Annotated in this window: 18 protein-coding genes; 5 read left to right on the forward strand and 13 right to left on the reverse strand. The window is 71.4% G+C overall.

Translation table 11 applies throughout. The annotated features are described in order from the left end of the window. Positions 1–12: 12 nt before the first annotated feature. From ASF41_RS19845 to ASF41_RS19855, 3 genes are read right to left on the reverse strand one after another with little or no spacing between them, the layout of a single operon-like run. Positions 13–930: a transglutaminase family protein gene (locus tag ASF41_RS19845; RefSeq protein WP_056496317.1), complete on the reverse strand. Its 918-nt coding sequence runs from the start codon at positions 928–930 to the stop codon at positions 13–15. After that, positions 927–3446: a circularly permuted type 2 ATP-grasp protein gene (locus ASF41_RS19850; RefSeq protein ID WP_056496320.1), complete on the reverse strand. Its 2520-nt coding sequence runs from the start codon at positions 3444–3446 to the stop codon at positions 927–929. Before ASF41_RS19850 ends, ASF41_RS19845 begins: the two co-directional genes overlap by 4 nt. Beyond that, on the reverse strand, positions 3443–6727 hold the full coding sequence (locus tag ASF41_RS19855) for a DUF2126 domain-containing protein (protein ID WP_056496323.1): 3285 nt from the start codon (positions 6725–6727) through the stop codon (positions 3443–3445). The genes ASF41_RS19850 and ASF41_RS19855 overlap by 4 nt, the downstream gene beginning before the upstream one ends. A gap of 407 nt (positions 6728–7134) precedes the next feature. Between ASF41_RS19855 and ASF41_RS19860 the strand changes: the two genes are divergently transcribed. Beyond that, positions 7135–8283, forward strand: coding sequence for a putative zinc-binding metallopeptidase (locus ASF41_RS19860; RefSeq protein ID WP_056272530.1), 1149 nt, complete (start codon positions 7135–7137; stop codon positions 8281–8283). 31 nt (positions 8284–8314) lie between these two features. Here ASF41_RS19860 and ASF41_RS19865 read toward each other — a convergent pair whose 3' ends face one another. The 5 genes from ASF41_RS19865 to ASF41_RS19885 form a co-directional block, all read right to left on the reverse strand. Continuing rightward, entirely contained in the window at positions 8315–8710 is a 396-nt protein-coding gene (locus tag ASF41_RS19865; protein ID WP_056211462.1) for an acyl-CoA thioesterase, read from the reverse strand. A 79-nt stretch (positions 8711–8789) separates the two neighbouring features. Next, positions 8790–8918: a hypothetical protein gene (locus ASF41_RS26485; protein WP_280136479.1), complete on the reverse strand. Its 129-nt coding sequence runs from the start codon at positions 8916–8918 to the stop codon at positions 8790–8792. Between the two features lie 188 nt (positions 8919–9106). Further along, positions 9107–9403 (reverse strand): hypothetical protein, encoded by a 297-nt coding sequence (locus ASF41_RS19875; RefSeq protein WP_056211258.1) that lies wholly within the window; start codon positions 9401–9403, stop codon positions 9107–9109. Between the two features lie 150 nt (positions 9404–9553). After that, complete coding sequence (locus ASF41_RS19880) at positions 9554–9739, reverse strand: DUF1508 domain-containing protein (protein ID WP_056211256.1); 186 nt, start codon at positions 9737–9739, stop codon at positions 9554–9556. A 145-nt stretch (positions 9740–9884) separates the two neighbouring features. Next, the gene (locus ASF41_RS19885; RefSeq protein WP_056211254.1) at positions 9885–11372 is read right to left on the reverse strand and encodes a DEAD/DEAH box helicase; all 1488 of its coding nucleotides are present in this window, start codon (positions 11370–11372) and stop codon (positions 9885–9887) included. 401 nt (positions 11373–11773) lie between these two features. On the opposite strand from ASF41_RS19885, the gene ASF41_RS19890 reads away from it, so the two are divergent. Next, positions 11774–13192 (forward strand): lipopolysaccharide biosynthesis protein, encoded by a 1419-nt coding sequence (locus ASF41_RS19890; protein ID WP_056496329.1) that lies wholly within the window; start codon positions 11774–11776, stop codon positions 13190–13192. Further along, positions 13189–14412 carry a GNAT family N-acetyltransferase gene (locus tag ASF41_RS19895; RefSeq protein ID WP_082504695.1) on the forward strand — a complete coding sequence of 408 codons (1224 nt, stop codon included), beginning with the start codon at positions 13189–13191 and terminating at the stop codon, positions 14410–14412. The genes ASF41_RS19890 and ASF41_RS19895 overlap by 4 nt, the downstream gene beginning before the upstream one ends. A gap of 16 nt (positions 14413–14428) precedes the next feature. Here ASF41_RS19895 and ASF41_RS19900 read toward each other — a convergent pair whose 3' ends face one another. The 5 genes from ASF41_RS19900 to ASF41_RS19920 all read right to left on the reverse strand — a co-directional run bounded on the left by ASF41_RS19900 (position 14429) and on the right by ASF41_RS19920 (position 16892). Beyond that, the gene (locus tag ASF41_RS19900) at positions 14429–15202 is read right to left on the reverse strand and encodes a prephenate dehydrogenase (RefSeq protein ID WP_056496449.1); all 774 of its coding nucleotides are present in this window, start codon (positions 15200–15202) and stop codon (positions 14429–14431) included. A gap of 219 nt (positions 15203–15421) precedes the next feature. Further along, a complete protein-coding gene (locus tag ASF41_RS19905) occupies positions 15422–15811 on the reverse strand; it encodes a tautomerase family protein (protein ID WP_056496332.1) in 390 nt (129 codons plus the stop codon). A 39-nt stretch (positions 15812–15850) separates the two neighbouring features. Continuing rightward, positions 15851–16204, reverse strand: a complete 354-nt coding sequence (locus tag ASF41_RS19910; RefSeq protein ID WP_056211246.1) for a hypothetical protein — start codon at positions 16202–16204, stop codon at positions 15851–15853. A gap of 15 nt (positions 16205–16219) precedes the next feature. Beyond that, the gene (locus ASF41_RS19915; protein ID WP_244476353.1) at positions 16220–16474 is read right to left on the reverse strand and encodes a hypothetical protein; all 255 of its coding nucleotides are present in this window, start codon (positions 16472–16474) and stop codon (positions 16220–16222) included. 136 nt (positions 16475–16610) lie between these two features. Continuing rightward, entirely contained in the window at positions 16611–16892 is a 282-nt protein-coding gene (locus tag ASF41_RS19920) for a hypothetical protein (protein ID WP_056354089.1), read from the reverse strand. A 198-nt stretch (positions 16893–17090) separates the two neighbouring features. Here ASF41_RS19920 and sseA point away from each other — a divergent pair, with 198 nt between their 5' ends. Both sseA and ASF41_RS19930 read left to right on the forward strand, forming a co-directional pair. Continuing rightward, positions 17091–17939: a 3-mercaptopyruvate sulfurtransferase gene (gene sseA, locus ASF41_RS19925; RefSeq protein WP_056496335.1), complete on the forward strand. Its 849-nt coding sequence runs from the start codon at positions 17091–17093 to the stop codon at positions 17937–17939. Positions 17940–17948: 9 nt separating this feature from the next. Continuing rightward, positions 17949–18803, forward strand: coding sequence for an urease accessory protein UreD (locus ASF41_RS19930; protein ID WP_156647991.1), 855 nt, complete (start codon positions 17949–17951; stop codon positions 18801–18803). The last annotated feature ends 266 nt before the right edge of the window (positions 18804–19069 follow it).

Here is a 19069-nt window from a genome sequence, read left to right on the forward strand (position 1 = left end):
CGGCGGGGCCGGTCAGGCCGGGGTGGCCTGGAGCGGAGCCGCATGCTCGGGCATCGGCTCACCGTCCGGCACCACGTCCACCTCGACCTTGAGCTTCTGCGGGCCCGAGGCGGAAACGATGCCGTCGATGGGGGACACGTCGGTGTAGTCGCGTCCACGGGCCACGACGATGTGATCGTCGCACATGCCGATGCCGTTGGTGGGGTCGAGGCCGATCCAGCCGTCCCCGCACCAGACCGAGACCCAGGCATGGCTCGCATCGGCGCCGCGCAGGCGCGGGCGACCGGCGGGCGGGACCGTCCGGAGGTAGCCGCTGACATAGGCGGCCGGCAGGCCGAGGCCGCGCAGGGCCGCGATCATGATGTGGGTGAAGTCCTGGCAGACGCCGGCCCGGAGGGCGAAGGCCTCGGCGAGGGGCGTGTGCACGGTGGTGGCCTTCGCGTCGAAGGTGAAGTCCGCCCGGATCCGCTGCATCAGGTCGAAGGCGCCGCCATAGGCGCTCCGGCCCGGGGGAAAGCTCGCCCGGGCATAATCCGTCACCTCCGGCACCAGCGGCACGCGCAGGCTCGGGAATTGGAAGTGCACCGGCCGGTCCGGACCGAGGCCGCGCCCATTCGCCGCCTCGTCGCGGACCTGCTCCCAGGGGCGGCCGGATTCCGCCGGTGGCAGCGGCTCGCGCTCGACCCGAACCCGTGACAGGGCCTCCACCCGCAGTTCGGTGTGGGGCGTGTCGATCGTGACCGCGGTGGCATCGAGACCGAAATAGTCGCGCCGGACGATGCGGGTCCGCGGATCGGGCGTGATCGTGAGGCCGCTCTCCAGCACGGTCTGCCCCTCCCCGTCGCGCGGGCGCAGGCGCATGGTGCAGCGGGCGAAGCGCACGGGGCGGGCGTACCGGTAGGTGGTGAGGTGACGCAGCGTATAGATCACGCGAGCCCCACGAGCTTTTCCGGGCGCAGGGCATGCGGCCCGTTGGGGAAGTAGCGGGTGGCCACGGCGTCGGCGAGGCCCTCGACCTCGTTCTCCAGGCGCATCAGGGCGGCGCCGTCGAACTCCGCCGCCTCGCCGGTGGCGAACTCGGCCAAGAGCTTGGCGGCGATGCGCTGGTGCGGCTCGGGCAACCCGTCGGCCCGCAGAACCGGAAGCTGGCCGAGATGCCGGGTGATCGCCTCGAGCTGGAAGGCGACCGAGCGCGGATTGAACGGATCGAGGAGCACCATGTCGCGCACCGGATCGAGGGCCACCCCCTGCAGGTAGCGGGCACCGAACGAGACGTGCGAATCGCACAGGGACAGCATCACGCCGAGGTCCTCGGCGCTGGCGCCGTCGCCGGCGAAGCGGGTGGCGAAGCTCAAGGTGTTGATGGCGCGCTCGATCCGGCGGCCGAGATCGACGAAGTGCCAACCGGTGGTGCGGTTCATGTTCTCCTGGGCGAGACCCGACAGGGCCGCGATGTGGCTGAGGGCGCGTTCGGCGAGGCCCAGGAGCTGCGCTTCCGGCAACGCCTGCCCGGCCTCGATCTCCAGGACCTCCTTCAGATCCGCCAGCGCCCGCCAGGCTTCGCCGGAGAGACGCTCGCGCAGGGTCGCGGCGTTGATCCGCGCGGACAGGCTGTGGCGCAGGGCGGAGCCGTGGGCGTCGTGGCCGCCGAGGGCCTGCTGGGCCAGGGCCGCGGTGGGCAGGTCGGGGGCGTCGATGGCCCCCCACTCGTCGAGGAGTGCACGAATGCGTAGCGCGGTGGGCGCCTTCGCGTCGCCCGCCATGTCGGCGATCACGGCGGAACCGACGCTGCCGAGATGCGCGAGGACGAGGCGGATCACCGCCTCGGCCCGCTCGACGTAGCGCCCGAACCAGAACAGGTTGTCGGCCGCCCGCGACGGCAGGTGCCCAGCGATCCGGCGCACCCGCGCCGGCCCGGTCTGAATCAGCGTGACCGGCTCCACGGGATCGCGCGACAGGATCCAGACATCGGCCGACTTGATGCCGGCGCGCATCTCAAGAGGCTCGACATCGGGCCGCTCCGAGATGCGGCAGAAGCCGCCCGGCATCACGCGCCAGCCCTCGGGCGTCGCCGCCGCGAAGACCCGCAGCACGAAGGGCCGCGGCACCAGGCGCAGGGAGCCGCCGCTCGGATCCCAGGCCGGCATGGTGGCGAGCGGCATCGTCTCCTGGGCGACGTAGTCGAAGGGCCGGTCGCGCAGGGCCGCGCGCAGGCGGTCGCGTTCGGCATCGAGGGCGTGCGGGGCCAGGATCGCGTCGCGCACGGCTCCCTTCGGAGGCGTCGCCACCGGACGCAGGCTCAAGCTGTCGAGCCGGTCGCGGATCTCGGCCAGCGCCCGCGGATCGCCGCACCACCAGGTCTTCGGCCCGGCGAGTGTCAGGTCCCGCCCGAGGAGATGTCGTGCGATGCCGGGCAGATAGGCGGCGAGCGCGCCGGATTCGAGGATGCCCGAACCCGGCATGTTGCCGACGACGAGGTTGCCGTTGCGCAGGGCTTCCACGAGGCCCGGGACGCCGAGGCGCGAGGCCGGGTTGAGCTCAAGGGGGTCGAGGTAGTCGGAGTCGATGCGCCGCCAGAGCACGTCCGCCCGTTTCAGGCCGGCGACGGTGCGGATGTGCAGGGCCCCGTCCTGCATTACGAGGTCGTCGCCCTCCACCAGGAGCAGGCCGAGATAGCGGGCGAGCGCGGCCTGCTCGACATAGGTCGAGCTGAACACCCCTGAGGTCAGGAGGCAGATCCGCGGGTCGCTGCGCTGCGCACCCACCGCGAGGCCATCGCGAAAGGCCTGGAAGAAGGTGGCCAGGCGCTCGACCTGCAGGTCGGCATGGAGGTCCGGGAAGGCGCGGGTGAGGACGAGCCGGTTCTCCAGGGCGTAGCCGGGCCCGGAGGGCGATTGCGTCCGGTCGGCGAGCACCCGCCAGTGCCCGTCGGGCCCGCGCGTCACGTCGGCGGCGTAGAGCTTGAGGAAGCGACCGCCCGGCGGCGTGACGCCGACCAGGGGACGCATGAATTCCGGGCTGCCCGCCACCACTGCGGCCGGCAGCAGGCCCTCGGCCACGAGGCGCTCCGGGCCGTAGAGGTCGGCGAGGATCGTCTCCATCAGCGCGGCGCGCTCGACGATGCCGGCGCTCAGCGTCTCCCAGTCCGCCTGTTCGAGGACGAGCGGCAGCGAGCCCAGCGGCCAAGCATGCTCGCGCTTATCGCCGTAGATCCGATAGGAGATCCCGGTGTCGCGGATGCGCCGGACCGCCGAGATGAAGCGGGCGCCGATCTCGACCTCGTCCATGCCGCCGAGCTGGTCGAGGAACCGCGGCCAGGCCCCCTTGGGACGGCCCTCGTGATCCATCAGCTCGTCGGGGACGTCCCGATCTGGCCGGTATGCGGAGGTCCAGCGCGCGAGGCGCTCGGCCCGTCCCTGTATCTCCGCCGCGGCCGCTGCGCTCATGGGAGGGCGAAGCCCGGGGGTGCGGGGGTGCGCAGGTCGAGCGTCATCGGAAACTCGCGATTGGTCTCTTCGGGCGGCATCGCGATCTTGCCGGGGGTGTGGCCGTGGGCCTGGAAGCGCGCGAGGCGACGCCCCTCCGCCTCGTAGGTGTTCACCGGGAAGGTCTCGTAGTTGCGTCCGCCCGGATGGCTGACATGGTACCGACAGCCGCCCAGCGACCGGCCGCTCCAGGCATCGAGGATGTCGAGGGTGAGCGGCGAGTGCGCGGGAATCGTGGGGTGCATCGAGGAGGCGGGCTGCCACGCCTTGAAGCGCAGGCCGGCCACCGCCTCGCCGGCGGTCCCGGTGCCGGTCATCGGCAGGCGCCGGCCGTTGCAGGCGATGACGTGCCGGCCGGGCACGTAGCCCTCGACCTTCACCTGCAGACGCTCCACCGACGAGTCCACGTAGCGCACGGTTCCCCCGATCGCGCCCTCCTCGCCCAGCACGTGCCAGGGTTCGAGGGCCTGGCGGAGCTCCATCTTCACGCCGCCCTGCTCCACCGTTCCGAAGACTGGGAAGCGGAACTCGCGCTGCGCCACGAAGGCCGCCGGGTCGAAGTCGTAGCCGGCCGCCCGGAGGTCTTCCAGCACGCCCAGGAAATCGGCCCACAGGAAGTGGGGCAGCATGAAGCGATCGTGCAGGCCCGTGCCCCAGCGGACACAGCCGCCTTCCTGCGGCTCGCGCCAGAGCCAGGCGACGATCGCCCGCAGCAGGAGCTGCTGCGCCAGGCTCATGCGCGGGTCCGGCGGCATCTCGAACGAGCGGAATTCGAGGAGCCCGAGGCGCCCCGTGGGGCCGTCCGGCGAGTAGAGCTTGTCGATGCAGATCTCGGACCGGTGGGTGTTGCCGGTCACGTCCACGAGGATGTTGCGGAAGATGCGATCCACGAGCCAGCGCGGGATGTTGGGCTCGTCGGGCTTCGGCACCTGCGCCATGGCGATCTCGAGCTCGTAGAGCCCATCGTGGCGCGCCTCGTCCATGCGCGGCGCCTGGCTCGTCGGACCGATGTAGAGGCCCGAGAACAGGTAGGACATCGCCGGGTGGCGCTGCCAGTACAGCACCAGGCTCTTCAGGAGGTCGGGCCGGCGCAGGAACGGCGAGTCGTCCGGTGTCGCGCCGCCGAGCACCACGTGGTTTCCGCCGCCGGTGCCGGTGTGTCGGCCGTCGGTCATGTACTTCTGCGCGCCGAGGCGGATCTGCCGGGCATCCTCGTAGAGGTCGGTGGTGATCCGCACGGCGTCGCGCCAGGCCGCGGCGGGATGCACGTTGACCTCGATCACGCCGGGATCGGGCGTGACTTTGATGACGTTGAGGCGCGGGTCGAAGGGGGGCTCGTAGCCTTCGATGTGGAGCGGCTGCTTCAGCGCAGCGGCCGTCGCCTCAAGATGGCCCAGGAGCTCCAGGTACTCGTCGACCCGCTGCAGGGGCGGCATGAAGACGTGCAGGATGCCGTCGCGCGGCTCCACCGCGAAGGCGGTGCGGACCGCGACGCCGGTGACGCCGGAGCCGTTGACGGTCTCGGGGCCGGGATGGCCCTCGGGGAGCGGGGCGCGGGCTTCCAGCGTGTCCTGCGGCTGGTAATAGGGATAGTGCTCCGGCGGCACGAAGGGCAGCGAGGACAGGGGCAGGCGGTAGCCCACGGGCGAGTCGCCCGGCGTCAGGAAGGCGTGGCCCCGGCGAAAGTCCCACGGCTCCGAGATCCAGAGCCGGTCGGAATCGCTCGCCTTGCCGGTGGGCAGGCTCGCCAGCGGGAGGGCATAGCCCGCGGCCTCGCCGAGACCGCGCGCGAAGACCCGCGCCATGCGGGCATTGGTCTCCGGGTTCGGGTAGTGCGGCTCCGCCGTCGTGACGTTGGGGGGCAACTCGTCGCGCTTGTCGGACCAGTAGACCGGATCCTCGAAGGCCGGGAACACGTAGGCCCCGAGGCCGAGGCGCTTGGCGACTCCGTCGATCAGGGCCTTGGCCTTGTGGATGTCGGCGTCGCGGGGGCCGTCCTCGGGGGCGATCAGGCCGGCATCCTTCCAGACCGGCACACCGTCCCGGCGCCAGTACAGGGCGAAGGCCCAGCGCGGTAGGCTCTCGCCCGGATACCACTTGCCCTGGCCGTAATGCAGCATGCCGCCGGGGGCGAAGCGATCGCGCAGGCGACGGATCAGCTTGTCGGCGAGGCCGCGCTTGGTCGGACCGACGGCGGCGGCGTTCCACTCGGGCGACTCGAAGTCGTCGATGGAGACGAAGGTCGGCTCCCCGCCCATGGTCAGGCGGACGTCCTGCTCGGCGAGGTCGGCGTCGATGCGGTCGCCGAGGGCGTCCATCGCGGCCCAGACCTCCTCGGAGAACGGCTTGGTGATGCGCGGCGCCTCGGCCACGCGGGTCACCGTCATCTCGAAGCCGAACTCGACGCCCGCCGGCTCGGCGAGGCCGGAGATCGGCGCCGCGGAGGCGTGGTGCGGGGTCGCCGCCAGCGGGATGTGGCCCTCGCCGCAGAGGAGGCCGGAGGTGGCGTCGAGCCCGATCCAGCCGGCGCCCGGCAGGTAGACCTCGGCCCAGGCGTGCAGATCCGTGAAGTCGGTGGTGGTGCCGGCCGGCCCGTCGACGGCGGTGGTGTCTGGGATGAGCTGGATCAGGTAGCCCGACACGAAGCGGGCCGCCATGCCGAGGCGGCGCAGGATCTGCACCATCAGCCAAGCCGAGTCGCGGCAGGAGCCGCTCTTCAGCGTCAGGGTCTCGGCGGCGGTCTGGACGCCGGGCTCCATGCGGACGCCATAGGTGATCTCCTGCGCCACCTGGGCGTTCAGGGCCACGAGGAACAGGACCGTGTTCTGCTCGGCCGGGAGGCGCTCCAGGAAGGCATCCACCTCCGGCGCCATGGCGTCGTCGAGGACGAGGTAGGGCTTCAGCTCGGCCGTGAGGTCGTCCGCGTAGGTGAAGCCTCGGGTCTGGGCATAGTCTTCGACGAAGAAGTCGAATGGGTTGATCACCGACATGTCGGCGGTGAGGTCGACCTCGATCTTCAGCTCGGTGGTCTTCTCCGGAAAGACCAGCCGGGCGAGCCAGTTGCCGTTCGGGTCCTGCTGCCAGTTGATGAAGTGGTTCTCCGGCAGAACCTTGAGCGAGTAGGCCGGAACGGCGGTCCGCGTATGCGGCGCCGGGCGCAGGCGGATCACCTGGGGGCCCAGCGTGATCGGCCGATCGTAGGTGTAGTGGGTGACGTGGTGCAGGGCGGCTTTGATCGACACGGGGGCTCCCGCTGTGACTGGACAGGGCGCCGGGCGGGCGGATCGGCACGCGCCGGCGGCGGAGGGACGGGGCACCACCCTGCGGTGCTCCGAAGAAAGCTTCACCAGAGACATACGCCAACGGAGACCCGCAAGCGATGCCCTTGCGCGCGGGGACCCGGAAGGCCGCCCGCACGACGACCGCCCCATCCTCGCGCCGGGGGATGGCCAGGACGGGTACGGCCCGTGACGGCCTGCAAGTTTCGTGCTCCCGGGGTTCGGCCATGCCGGCCGAGCCCCAGGGCCGGAACTTCGGTCCCCTCCCATGCTTTGCCACCGTATCGCGTGCGGATAGGCTAAGAGGGTTCCCTCGCGGGCGGCATGCGACGCTCCGCGGACAGACAGGAAAGGCGTCCCCCGACGGCTCCATGAAGATCTTCCAGTGCCAGGCTTGCCACCAGCCGATCAGCTTCGAGAGCACCCATTGCGAGAGCTGCGAGCGTCGGCTGGGCTATGTCTGCGACGTCCACGAGATGTCGGCGGTGGAGCCGGTGAACGGCCTCTGGCACGCCTACGCGAATCCGGGCCGCAAGTACCGGTTCTGCGCCAACGCGGATCACGACGCCTGCAACTGGCTGGTCCCGGACGATTCCCCCAACCGCTACTGCGTCACCTGCCGCCACAACCACGTGGTGCCCGATCTCTCCATCGCCTGGAACCTGACCCGCTGGCGCCAAATCGAGGCGGCCAAGCATCGGCTGTTCTATTCGCTGCTGCGCCTCGACCTGCCGCTGATGACCCGCGACGAGAACCCCGCCACGGGTCTCGCCTTCGATTTCCTGGTCGATCCGTCGGAAAGCTATCAGATCGGGCCACCCGTCCTCACCGGGCATCGCAGCGGTCTCATCACCCTTAACATCGCCGAGGCCGACGACGTCGAGCGCGAGCGGCGGCGGATGCTGTTCGGCGAGTATTACCGCACGCTGCTCGGGCATTTCCGCCACGAGATCGGACATTACTTCTGGAACGTGCTGGTGCGCTTCGACCAGAGCCTGTGGACCTTCCGGTCCCTGTTCGGGGACGAGCGGCTGAACTATTCCGGCGCCCTGCAGCGCCACTACGCCCACGGAGCACCGCCGGACTGGGAGGAGAGCTACGTCAGCGCTTACGCCACGGCGCATCCGTGGGAGGACTTTGCCGAGACCTGGGCTCAATACCTCCACATCGTCGACACGCTGGAGACCGCCAGCACCTTCGAGATGCATGTGCGTCCGCGCCTGCGCCACGGCTCGTCCGAGCCGGTGGTGATCGACTTCGACCCCTACCGGATGACGGATTTCAGCCGGATCGTGGAGGCGTGGCTGCCCCTCACCTACGCGGTGAATTCGCTCAGCCGCAGCATGGGCCAGCCGGCCCTGTTCCCGTTCAAGCTGACCCCGGCGGTGATCGCCAAGCTGTCCTTCGTGCACGAACGGATCGAATCGGTCCGCTGCATGGGCAGCTCCGATGCCGACGCGGATGTCCTCAAGGCGGTCATCACGGGCCTGCGCCAGAAGGTGGCGGCCCCCAACGCCTGAGTGCCCGGCCCCGATCGGACCCCCCGGGCGGTCAGGTCGGTTCGATGGCGCGCGGCCGGCCCTCGTCGTCGATGGCCACGAAGGTGAAGGTCGCCTCGGTGACCTGCTCCCGAAACTGGGTGCGGAAGCGCCGCGCCCAGGCCTCGACCTCGATTTTCATGGAGCTGCGCCCCACCCGATCGATCCGGGTGTAGACGCAGAGGACGTCACCGACCCTCACGGGCCGGATGAACGTCATCGCATTCACCGCGACCGTGACCGCCCGTCCCTGCGAGCGTTCCACGGCCGCGATCCCGCCGGCCTGGTCCATCTGCGACATGACCCAGCCGCCAAAGATGTCGCCGTTGGCGTTCGTGTCGGCCGGCATCGCGATGGTGCGCACCGTCAGGTCCCCGCTGGGGCGCCGCGCCTCGTCCGTCTCCGTCATGATCCCGCTCACGTCTCACCCTCGACCGCCCGCAGTGTAGGCCGATGCCGGGCCCTTTGCCGAGGCATCGCGACCGCCTTCAGGGCATCACGTCGGCATATTTCAGGGCACCGGCCAGGATGATCGCGAAGGCGGAGAGAACGAGTTCGAGAGGAACCAATTCCCAGAGTGCGCGCGCCTCGGCGCGGCGGGCCGCAAGGACGTTCATGGCGTAACCTCCGAAGCGAGCCGTTTCGATGACGGCCGTCTTCCAAGGCAGCAACTTATCGCATCCCGCCGGTGGGTCACAGCCATCAGCCTGAAGTTTACTGCTGAAAACGAGGACGGCCCGGCCCTCGTCGTAACGAAGGCCGGGCCGCGAAGGCTTTGCGTCTGTGTCGGGACGCAGCCGGTTCCTTAGTAGTAGAAGCGGCGCGGGCCGTAGAAGCGACGCGGACCATAGAAACGACGCGGGCCGTAGAAGCGGCGCGGGCCGTAGTAGCGACGGCCGTAAAAGGGGCGCGGGCCGTAGAAGCGACGCGGGCCATAGAAGCGGCGGCGATAGCCGTAATACTGAACCGTCTGCACAGCGGCCGGCGCAGCCTCGCTCTGGAGGGCGAGGGCAGGACCGACGGGGGCGGCCGAAGCGCCCTGTGGCGCGGTGGCGGCGAAGCCTAGGGCCAGCAGCGCGGCCAGCACGAGTTTCCTCAGCACGTTCTCAACTCCCTGAATTCTGTCGAGTCTCGACACACCGGCATCCCTCGTCGCGAGGCCCGGATGCAGCAAACGCACGAGGTGCGAAAGCGTTTCCCACGGCTCGGCAAGCGTTGCCGTGATGGTCAACGAAGCCCTGCGTGCGGTTCGTCACGCGATCTTCAGGGTCATGTCCACCGTCGGTGCATCGGCACTGCCCTTCACGAGGCCGATACCGTGCTCGCAATCCTCACGACGCAGATAGGCCTCCGCCGAATCTGCGACGACGTTTCCGTTCTGCGACCGCAGGCGCCAGCGCCATCCGCCGGCGGAATCCCGGTAGAGTTCAAACCGCATCGCCCATGCCTCCGAAGACGCCGGGCTCGGTACCCGACCTGTGTGATGTGGCCCCGCGAAACGGCACGGCAATGCCCGGGGCATCGGACGCGAAAACGCCGCCCCGGAAACCGGGACGGCGCTCGAATGCGTCGGATGTGACGGATCAGGAACGCGGGCCGCGATCCAGCCAGCCGATGGCGCGACCCTCGCCGCCGCCCTGCGGGCGCGGGGCCCGGGGGCGTTCGCCGCGCGGCTCGGCGCGGGGCTCGCCCTGGGCGGCCGGCCGGCGATCGCCGCGGCCGTCCTGCGGACGGGCCGCGCCGTCGGAACGGCTCGGGCGTCCGGAGCCACCGCGGTTCTCACCGCCGCGCCCCTCGAAGCCACGGCCCTGGCCGGGACGGCCGCCCGGGCGGCTGCTCGGACGCTGGCCCTGGCGCTGGCCGGGACGCTGGCCGTTCGGCGCCGGACGGCGCTCCTCGGCCTGGGCGTTGTCCGCCGCCTCCTGGCGAGACGGCGGGGTGAAGCCCTCGGGGAAGGCGCCGACGGGGATCTTCTGGCGCGTGGTGCGCTCGATGTCCCGCAGGTAGGCCTTCTCCTCGTCGTTGCAGAACGAGATCGCGAGCCCGTTCGCCCCGGCGCGCGCGGTGCGGCCGATGCGGTGGACGTAGCTCTCCGGCACGTTCGGGAGGTCGTAGTTGATGACGTGGCTCACCGCCTCGACGTCGATGCCGCGGGCGGCGATGTCGGTGGCGACGAGCACCCGGCAGGAACCGTCCTTGAAGGCGGCCAGCGCCCGCTCGCGCTGCGGCTGCGACTTGTTGCCGTGGATCGCCGAGGCGTTGATCCCGACCTTCTCCAGGCCGCGGACGACGCGGTCGGCGCCGTGCTTGGTCCGGGTGAAGACGAGGACGCGCTCGATCGCCGGATCGCGCAGGATGTGGTTCAGCAGGGCCTGCTTCGCGCCGGTATGGGCGAAGATGACCTCCTGGGTGACGCGCTCGGCGGTGGTGGCGACCGGAGTCACCGCCACCTGGACCGGATCGCGTAGGTACTGGTCGGCGAGGCTGGCGATGTTCTTCGGCATGGTCGCCGAGAAGAAGAGGCTCTGGCGCTCCTTCGGCAGCATCTTCACGATGCGCTTGAGGGCGTGGATGAAGCCGAGGTCCAGCATCTGGTCGGCCTCGTCGAGGACGAGGATTTCGACGGCCTCGAGGGTCAGCGAGCGACGCTCGATGAGGTCCATCAGGCGACCGGGGGTCGCGACCAGGATGTCGACGCCGTTGGCCAGCGCCTTCTCCTGACGGGAGATGGTGACGCCGCCGAACACCACGGTGTTGGTGAACGAGAGATATTTTCCGTAATCGGAGAAGTTCTCCGCGATCTGGTTGGCGAGCTCGCGGGTGGGCGAGAGCACCAGCACGCGGCAGCCGCGACGGATCGCCTTGCGCGGGGTCTCGGCGAGGCGGTGCAGGATCGGCAGCGCGAAGGCCGCCGTCTTGCCGGTGCCCGTCTGGGCGATGCCGCAGAGGTCGCGGCCCTGCATGGCGGGGGCGATGGCCTGGGCCTGGATCGGAGTCGGGCTCTTGTAGCCGGCCTCTTCCAGGGCGCGCAGCACGGGCTGGGCGAGGCCGAAATCGGTGAATTGGGTCAAGGAGTCACTTTCAGGCAGCGGGACCGTGCCGGACGCCCTCGTGGCGAGGGAAATCGTCGAAAAATGTGGTCGGTCCGTTGAGCTGGAGCCGCCCGCGTGCCGGGGCAGTCCGGGTGCATGCACGTTGAAGAGAGGGGCTCAGGTCGCGCGGGGCCCGCAGATGCGATCCGGCAATCCGTCACGCAGCCCTCTCAAGCGGAACCATGACGGCCGCTGACGCTGCACTTGCGATATGATCCTTCGCGGGTGCGAAGTCAATGGCCACGTTGACGACGACACAGGCCGTTCGCGTCCATCGCCAACGTCGAGGGCGAATGGCGGACGAACGGATTGACGCGGCGGCAACACTGGCGTGTTACCTCGTCCCACCAGCCGGACCGCCCGGCACTTCACGGGGTCGGATGATCGCGCGCCACACCCTCACCTATGTCGGCTCGCGGGGTGTCGCCGCAGCCCTGAACATGGGCGCCCTCGCGGTATTCACCCGGCTCGCGCCCACGGACGTGTTCGGACTCTACCTGCTTATCCTGTCCTGGGCGCTGGTGCTGTACAGCGCCACCTGCCAGTGGCCGAAATTCTCGTTCTTCGCCCTCTACGCCGAGGAGCGTGCGATCTTGCAGGTCGGCACCGTGGTCCGACTCCTCGGCGCGATGGCGGCGCTCGCCGCCCTGATCGCGGCGTGCGCCGCCGGGCTCGGACTGCTCGAGCCGCACGCCGCGCTCGCGATCTTCGCCGCCGTCTTCGGCATGATGGCCTTCGAGGGCGCCGCCGAGATCGCGCGGACGCGGCTGGAGGTCGGCGCGGTCGCCGCGTCTGTGGTGCTGCGCGCCGTGCTGGTCCTGGCCCTCGGCAGCAGCGCCCTCCTCCTCGGTGGCGGCGCGATCCCGCTGCTGCTGGCCACCGCCGGCGCCAACATCGTCGCGGCCCTGCCCACCCTCTATGTCATCCGCGGCCTGCTGCGGGGCGGCGGGAGCTGGGCGGAGGCGCGGCGCCTCCTCGCCTATGGCTGGCCCCTGGTGCTCTCGTTCGGGGCCGCCGCCCTGGCGCAGACTGCCGACCGCCTCGTGATCGGGGCCAGCATCGGCGTCTCGGAGCTCGGGGCCTACGGCGCCTTCGCCGACTTCCTGCGCCAGAGCTTCGTCGTCTTCGGCGACAGCGTGGCCCTCGCGCTGATCTCGATCGCCAAGCGAGATGCCCGCGACGGCGGCATCGCCGCGGCCCGTCCGGTGCTGGAGGATGCCATCCGCCTCCTCACCCTGATCGCCGCCTTCGGCGCGGTGTTCTTCCTGGCCTTCGACGGCCTCCTCGTCACCCTCCTGCTCGGCCCCGATTACCGCGATACCGCCCTGCGGGTGGCGCCCCTCCTGGTGGCGGCCAGCATTTTGCAGATGTTCCGGTCGTATTATTTCGGGCAGGTCATCTACTTCACCCAGAAGAGCCAGCTCGATGCGGTCGCATCGCTGACGCTGCTCGTGGCGATCGGTGGCCTTTCGGCCCTGCTCATCCCGCGCTACGGCGTCGAGGGGGCGGCCATCGCCATGGCGACGGGGCAGGCCCTGGCTTGTCTTGTCTTCATCCTCGGCTCCCGCGAGCGCTTCCGCATGCCGGTGCCCCTGCGCGACCTCGCGGCGATCTGCGGCCTGGCCCTGGCCTGCGCCGCGGCGATTGCCGGGCTCGGCCGCCTCCCCCTGGATCCGGGCCTCGCCCTCGGCCTGCGCCTCGCCTGCCTCGCCGCCGTCTCGGCCGGGACCGCGTGGGCGTTCAACATCCTGGGAGTCGCCGACCTTGCGGCGCGCCGCTTCGGTCGCGCCGCCTCATGAGCCGCTCCGCCCAGCGCCAGGTCGCGACCCCCGACGGCCTCGTGGTCGCCCTGCGCCCCCTGGCGGCCGACGCGCCCTGGATCGCGGCCTGGCACGACCTCGGCCGCCGGCCACTCGTCGACAACCTGTTCTACGATCCCGACTACGCCCTGCCCGCCGCCGGCGCCTTCGGCAGCGGGGTGCAGGTCGCCCTGGTCGGCGACCGCGCCCCGGAGGAGCCCGGCCTGCGGCTCGTCGCGGTCTGGCCCCTGCGGGTGAAACGCTGGCGCTGGGGGCTGCCGCTGCTCCTCGCGATGGGCTGGATGCATGATTTCGGCATCTTCGGCACCCCGCTCCTCGACGGCGCCGACCCGGGTCGCGCCCTCGACGGACTGCTCTTCGGCCTGCGCAGCCTCATCGGCCCGCGCCTGATGTTGACCCATGTCCCGACCTCCGGCCCTTTCGCGGACCTGCTCTCGGACCGGCTCGGACGCAACCGCCTTCGCCACGCCCGCTTCTGGGCGCACGAGCGCGCTTTCCTCGACCTGACCGGCCGGGACGCCGGGGCGCGCGCCGCCTATCTCGGGCACCTCTCGTCCCGCAAGCAGCGCAAGCTGCGCCAAGCCTGGGACCGCCTGAACGCGGACGGCCCGGTCACCTTCGAGACGATCCGCGATCCGGCCGCGCTGCCGGCGGCCATTGACGACTACATCGCCCTGGAAGGCGCCGGCTGGAAGGGCGCGCGCGGTACCGCCATCGCGGGCGACGCGGTCCAGACCCGGATGATGCGCGCCTTCGTCGCCCGCCTCGGCGCCCGCGGGGCGATCCGGATCGACCGCCTGCGCCGGGACGGCCGCACCCTGGCCGCCGTGGTCAGCTTCACGACGCGCGGCCGGCTCTGGAGCCTGAAGATCTCCTACGATCCCGCCGTCGCCCGGCACTCGCCCGGTGCCCTGGCCTTCCACCGCCTGACCCAGGCCATCCTGGTCGATCCGACGCTGAGCACGGCGGATTCCTGCGCCCCGCCGGACTATCCCCTCCCCGAGACCTTCTGGAGCGAGCGGCTGGCCCTTGCCCACATCCTGGTCGAGGCACCGGGCGGCGACCGGTTGTTTCCCCTCGCCGTCCGCCTGGAGGGCTGGCGGGCCGGGGCCAATCTCCGCCTGAAGGCCTGGCGCGACCGCCTGCGGGACCGCCTCTCCAGCACTGCCGCGGCCCGGGGCCCCGATCCCGAGGCTTGACGGTACCCCGCCCGCCTCAGGCCGCCCAGACCGCCGGCTCCGGCGCGTCCGACAGGTCGTGGGCGAGCCGGGCCGCCTCGGCGACGAAGCTCCGGCGGACCGCGCCGGCATAGGGGTTGGCCCGCTCGATGGCGTCGAAGACCTCCGGCGCATCGTGGCGCACCATCGCCACCGCCTGCATCAGGAGGTCGAAGCTCCGGGTGGTCATGCGGGTCGGCAGCGGCTCCATCCGCACCATCACCTTCGCGATGAGGTGGGTCAGGCCCTGGACGACCGCCGCGTCCCGGTCATGCGCCTCCGGCGTCGTCAGGATGACGTCGAGGCCGAGATGCCGGCGCAGGAAGGCGGCGACCTGCCGGGTCCGACCGCCCCGCACCTCGCAGAGCGCAATCTTCAGGCCCCGGAGGCCGTCGCGGGCGCTCTGCGGCCCGAACAGCGGATGGGTGGCGACGATGGCGACGTGCCCCGGCAGCCCGTCCCGCATCGCCGTCGCGGCCACGGCCTTCACCGAACCGACATCGAGGACGAGGGCGCCCGGGCGGAGATGCGGACCGATCGCGGCCACGATGCCCGTGATCGCCGGAACCGGAGCCGCCAGGATCACCACCGGGCAATCCGCTGCAACGCGCAGGGCGCCTGGGGACACATCGGACCCTGGCTCGGCCGGCATCGCGGGGTCGTACGCGTGAATGACGAAGAACGGTGCAAGGTGGCGCGCCACGAGGCGGCCGAAGGCACCGAAGCCGATCAGGCCGAGGCGGGGACGGGGATTCTCGGGGGAATGGGACAGCACGGACGTGACCTCGGTGGAAGCCGGGCCGTCGACGTGTGGTCCTGGATGGAGATCAACCGCCGACGACGCAGCGGTTGAGACATGACGAGCCCCGCGCCGCTAAGGGTGCGGCGCCGGATACGCGAGGGGGCGAAGGACGGTCGTCATCGTGGCGCCTGTCTAAGGGCGCGCCGGGTGTCGCGTCAATGCCGCCGCCGCCTCCCTGCGGGTGGGCCTTCAGGCCGACGCGTACTGCATCTCGCCGTTGCCGAAGGACCAGTTCTCCTTCGCCACCTCGACGAGGTTGATGAAGACGTCCGTGCGGCGGATCCCGGTCCGCGCGGCGATACCGTCGGCGATCTGCCGGTACAGGGCGCGCTTGACCGCGACGGAGCGCCCGGCATTCCAGGTGATCTGGATGATGACGAGGTCGTCCGTGTAGGTCACGCCGAGATAGCCGGCCTCGGGCGCCACGATCTCCCCGGCCCCGTGGCGGGTGACGATCTGGAACTTGTCGTTCTCGAACACGCTCGCCACCGCGCGCAGGGCGGCATAGACCACGTCGCCGACGATGCGGGCACGATCCAGCGGTGCCGTGCGGTTCAGGTCGATGCGGATGAGGGGCATGGCGGTCTCCCGGCGGCCCTGCGCCTCATGAACGTGGTCTCACCAGCCGAAGCGGGCGATCTCGCCGAGGCGCGCCTGCACGGCGGCCTCGTCGCGCCCGAGGGCGGCGGCGCGCTGGGACAAGGTGTAACACGTCCCGCAGAAGCCGACCTGCATCAGCGGAATGCCGTCCGCCCGCGCCCGCGACACCGATCCGATCAGGCAGGCGATGACGGAGTCGCCCGCCGGGAGGCCGAGACAATCGGCCCGCGGGCTGCCGAAGAGCGGCCGGTTCGGCCAGGCGAGCGACACGCTCGTCCCGCCGCGCCGGTCGGGGGCCGGGGGCACCGTGTAGCTGCGCACGAAGAGGGCCGCGAACAGCAGGACGAGGCCGGGCAGGATGAGAGCGCGCATGGCGGGACCACTCCGTCAGGCCGGTTCGTCGAACCGGCTCCAGCGGAACACCTCCGTGCCGGCGCCGTCGATGACCCGCACGGCTTCGGCGGGCGCGCCGCTGCGCTGGGGCGCCCGGGCCCGGGCGAACAGGGTCAGGGCCCGCTCCTTCGCGGCCTCGACCGTGTAGGTGCGCACGGAAATGCGCTGGCTCACGGGATCATCGCCGCGCGCGCCGGCCTCGTCCTCCGCGGCGAGGACTTCGATGTGGTAGGTCTCGCGCGGGTTCACGGCGGCTCCATCACGCTGGCACGGCCCGACCATCCATAACCGCAGCGGCCGTGCCTTGGCACCATGGCCGGGCCAGCTGCGACGAAAAAGGCCGGGCCTCGCGGCCCGGCCCTCGGTCCGGATGGTGGTGGAGGCCTCAGCGGGACGCGGGCCCGGAGGGCGGGGTGCTCGGCGCTGCAGTGCCCGGCGTGACGGCACGCCCGGCGCTCGGCAGCGGGGCGGCGCTCGGGTTGCGCACGGCGCCGGCGCCCGGTGCCGTCCCGGTGGTCGCGGGGGCATTGGAGGTGCCGCCGCCCATGCCGGTTCCGGAACCGTTGATCGTGTTCTGGCCGGGGCCGGTCACCGAGGATTGCGCCTGTGCGGCGCCCGCGAGGGCGAGGCCGAGGGCGGCGGCGAGGAGGAAGGTCGGCGTGCGCATGGTGGCTGTTTTCCGGGAGATGAGGAATTGATCTGGAGCGTCTTGCCGGTTCAACGCGGGGCGGCAACAACGGGTTCAGATCGCAAAGCGGCCGGTGACGGGTGCAACTGCCGGCCGGATGTGGTTTGGTGGCCACTCCCGACAACCCTCCTGGCGAGTCCGGCCGGACGCGTTCCGGCCCACAGAACAGAGAACACCATGCCGACGACGCCCTTCGTCACGGCCGACTGGCTCCACGCCCGTCTCGGCGCGCCCGACATCGTAATCCTCGACGGGTCCTGGTACCTCCCGGCCCAGGGGCGCGATGCCCGGGCCGAGTATCTCGCCGGTCATATCCCCGGTGCGATCCGCTTCGACATCGACACCATGAGCGACGAGACCTCGCCGCTGCCCCACATGCTGCCGCGCCCGGAGGTCTTCGCCTCCCGCATGCGGGCGCTGGGCGTCGGCGATGGCGCCCACATCGTCGTCTATGACGGGATGGGCCTGTTCTCGGCGCCGCGGGTGCGCTGGATGCTGAAGGCCTACGGGGTCCGCGACGTGGAGATCCTGGAGGGCGGCCTTCCGGCCTGGGTGGCGGCGGGCTACCTCCTCGAGGACGGCGAGGGCCGGCCGCGCGCCCGGCGCCACTTCACCGCCCGCCTCGACCACGGCGCCGTGGCGGATGCCTCGGACATTGCCCGGGCCCTCGAATCGGGCAGCGCCCAGGTGGTCGACGCCCGCTCGGGCTCGCGCTTCCGCGGCGAGGAGGCGGAACCCCGCCCCGGCGTCCGCCCCGGCCACATGCCGGGCGCCCGCAACGTCCACTATGCCGCACTCCAGAGCGAAGGTCGCCTGAAGGAGGAGGCAGCCCTGCGCGCGGTCTTCGCAGAGAACGGCGTCGATGTCGGCAAGCCCGTGATCACCACCTGCGGGTCGGGCGTCACCGCCGCCATCGTCGGGCTGGCGCTGGAGACCCTGGGCCGGCCGCCCCGCGCCCTCTACGACGGCTCCTGGTCGGAATGGGGCTCGGATCCCGAGCGTCCGGTCGCCACCGGCCCGGCCTGACCCGCCGCCTTGCTGAACCCCGACCCTCCGGCGGTTCGCGGCGCCGCGCCGGAGCGCCAGCGCTCGCAGGGCCGCATCCACCTGCGCGTGGCCTGCGCGGACGGGCACGACACCCGCATCCTCGACATCGGCGAGGGCGGACCCTTGCGCCTGCGTCTGCCGCGCCGGCCGAAGGGCCCGTGCGAGGCGGTGCTCCTCAACACCGCCGGCGGTATCGCCTGCGGCGACACGTTTCGCGTCACCGCCGATGTCGGTGCGGGGGGCGACCTCACCCTGACCACCACGGCGGCCGAGAAGGTCTACCGTTCGGACGGGCCGATGAGCCGGATCGCCACCGTGGTGACGGTGGGAGCCGGAGGGCGCCTCGCGCATCTGCCGCAGGAAACGATTCTGTTCGACCAAGCCGCCCTGGCGCGGCGCTTCGAGGCGGATCTGGCGCCGGGCGCCCACCTCCTCGCCTTCGAGGCCATCACCTTCGGGCGGACCGCCCGCAACGAGCCGATGACGCGAGGCCACCTCTCCGACACCTGGCGCATCTGCCGCGACGGACGCCTCGTCTACGCCGACACCCTCCGCCTCGACGGCGCCCTCTCGGACCAGCTCGCCCGAACGGCGATCGGCAACGGCGCCCGGGCGATGGCGACGCTCCTCGACGTCTCGCCCGTGGCGGAGGGCCGCCTGGACGAGACCCGCGCCCTGCTCGACGCGACCGGCGTGGACGGCGTCGCCGCGGCGGCCAGCGCCTGGAACGGACACCTCGTCGTCCGCCTTCTCGGCCGCGATCCGGACGCCCTGCGGGCCGTGGCCCAGCGCCTCCTCACCGCCTATCGGGGACGGCCCCTCCCCCGCGTCTGGCAGAGCTGAGCATTCGGATGGGCCGACCGCCATTTCGGCAGGCCGGTGCACGCGTGCGGGCACCGGCGCTGGTTGCCGTCCCGAGAATCCGGTCGGCGAGGCCGGCCCGGTCGGCACGAAGGATGCAGTGTCCGCGACGAGGCCGGGCAATGTCCGTGGGCGTCGGGGCGCTCCGGCGGCGGACCCCGTGCCGGAGAATCCACGCCGGCCCGACCCGGCGCGGCGGCGGCCTTGTCGCGGTGATCTCGTCGCGGTGACCCAGGAGACCTGAATCC

The sequence above is a fragment of the Methylobacterium sp. Leaf111 genome, from assembly GCF_001423285.1.
Classification (GTDB): Bacteria; Pseudomonadota; Alphaproteobacteria; order Rhizobiales; family Beijerinckiaceae; genus Methylobacterium.

What these genes read in the sequence shown, in the direction of transcription:
- sseA (WP_056496335.1), top strand. Translation starts at nt 17,091, where the DNA reads ATGCCGACGACGCCCTTCGTCACGGCCGACTGGCTCCACGCCCGTCTC.
- ASF41_RS19920 (WP_056354089.1), bottom strand. Translation starts at nt 16,892, where the DNA reads ATGCGCACGCCGACCTTCCTCCTCGCCGCCGCCCTCGGCCTCGCCCTC.
- ASF41_RS19890 (WP_056496329.1), top strand. Translation starts at nt 11,774, where the DNA reads ATGATCGCGCGCCACACCCTCACCTATGTCGGCTCGCGGGGTGTCGCC.
- ASF41_RS19850 (WP_056496320.1), bottom strand. Translation starts at nt 3,446, where the DNA reads ATGAGCGCAGCGGCCGCGGCGGAGATACAGGGACGGGCCGAGCGCCTC.
- ASF41_RS19865 (WP_056211462.1), bottom strand. Translation starts at nt 8,710, where the DNA reads ATGACGGAGACGGACGAGGCGCGGCGCCCCAGCGGGGACCTGACGGTG.
- ASF41_RS19860 (WP_056272530.1), top strand. Translation starts at nt 7,135, where the DNA reads ATGAAGATCTTCCAGTGCCAGGCTTGCCACCAGCCGATCAGCTTCGAG.
- ASF41_RS19905 (WP_056496332.1), bottom strand. Translation starts at nt 15,811, where the DNA reads ATGCCCCTCATCCGCATCGACCTGAACCGCACGGCACCGCTGGATCGT.
- ASF41_RS19895 (WP_082504695.1), top strand. Translation starts at nt 13,189, where the DNA reads ATGAGCCGCTCCGCCCAGCGCCAGGTCGCGACCCCCGACGGCCTCGTG.
- ASF41_RS19880 (WP_056211256.1), bottom strand. Translation starts at nt 9,739, where the DNA reads ATGCGGTTTGAACTCTACCGGGATTCCGCCGGCGGATGGCGCTGGCGC.
- ASF41_RS19910 (WP_056211246.1), bottom strand. Translation starts at nt 16,204, where the DNA reads ATGCGCGCTCTCATCCTGCCCGGCCTCGTCCTGCTGTTCGCGGCCCTC.
- ASF41_RS26485 (WP_280136479.1), bottom strand. Translation starts at nt 8,918, where the DNA reads ATGAACGTCCTTGCGGCCCGCCGCGCCGAGGCGCGCGCACTCTGGGAA.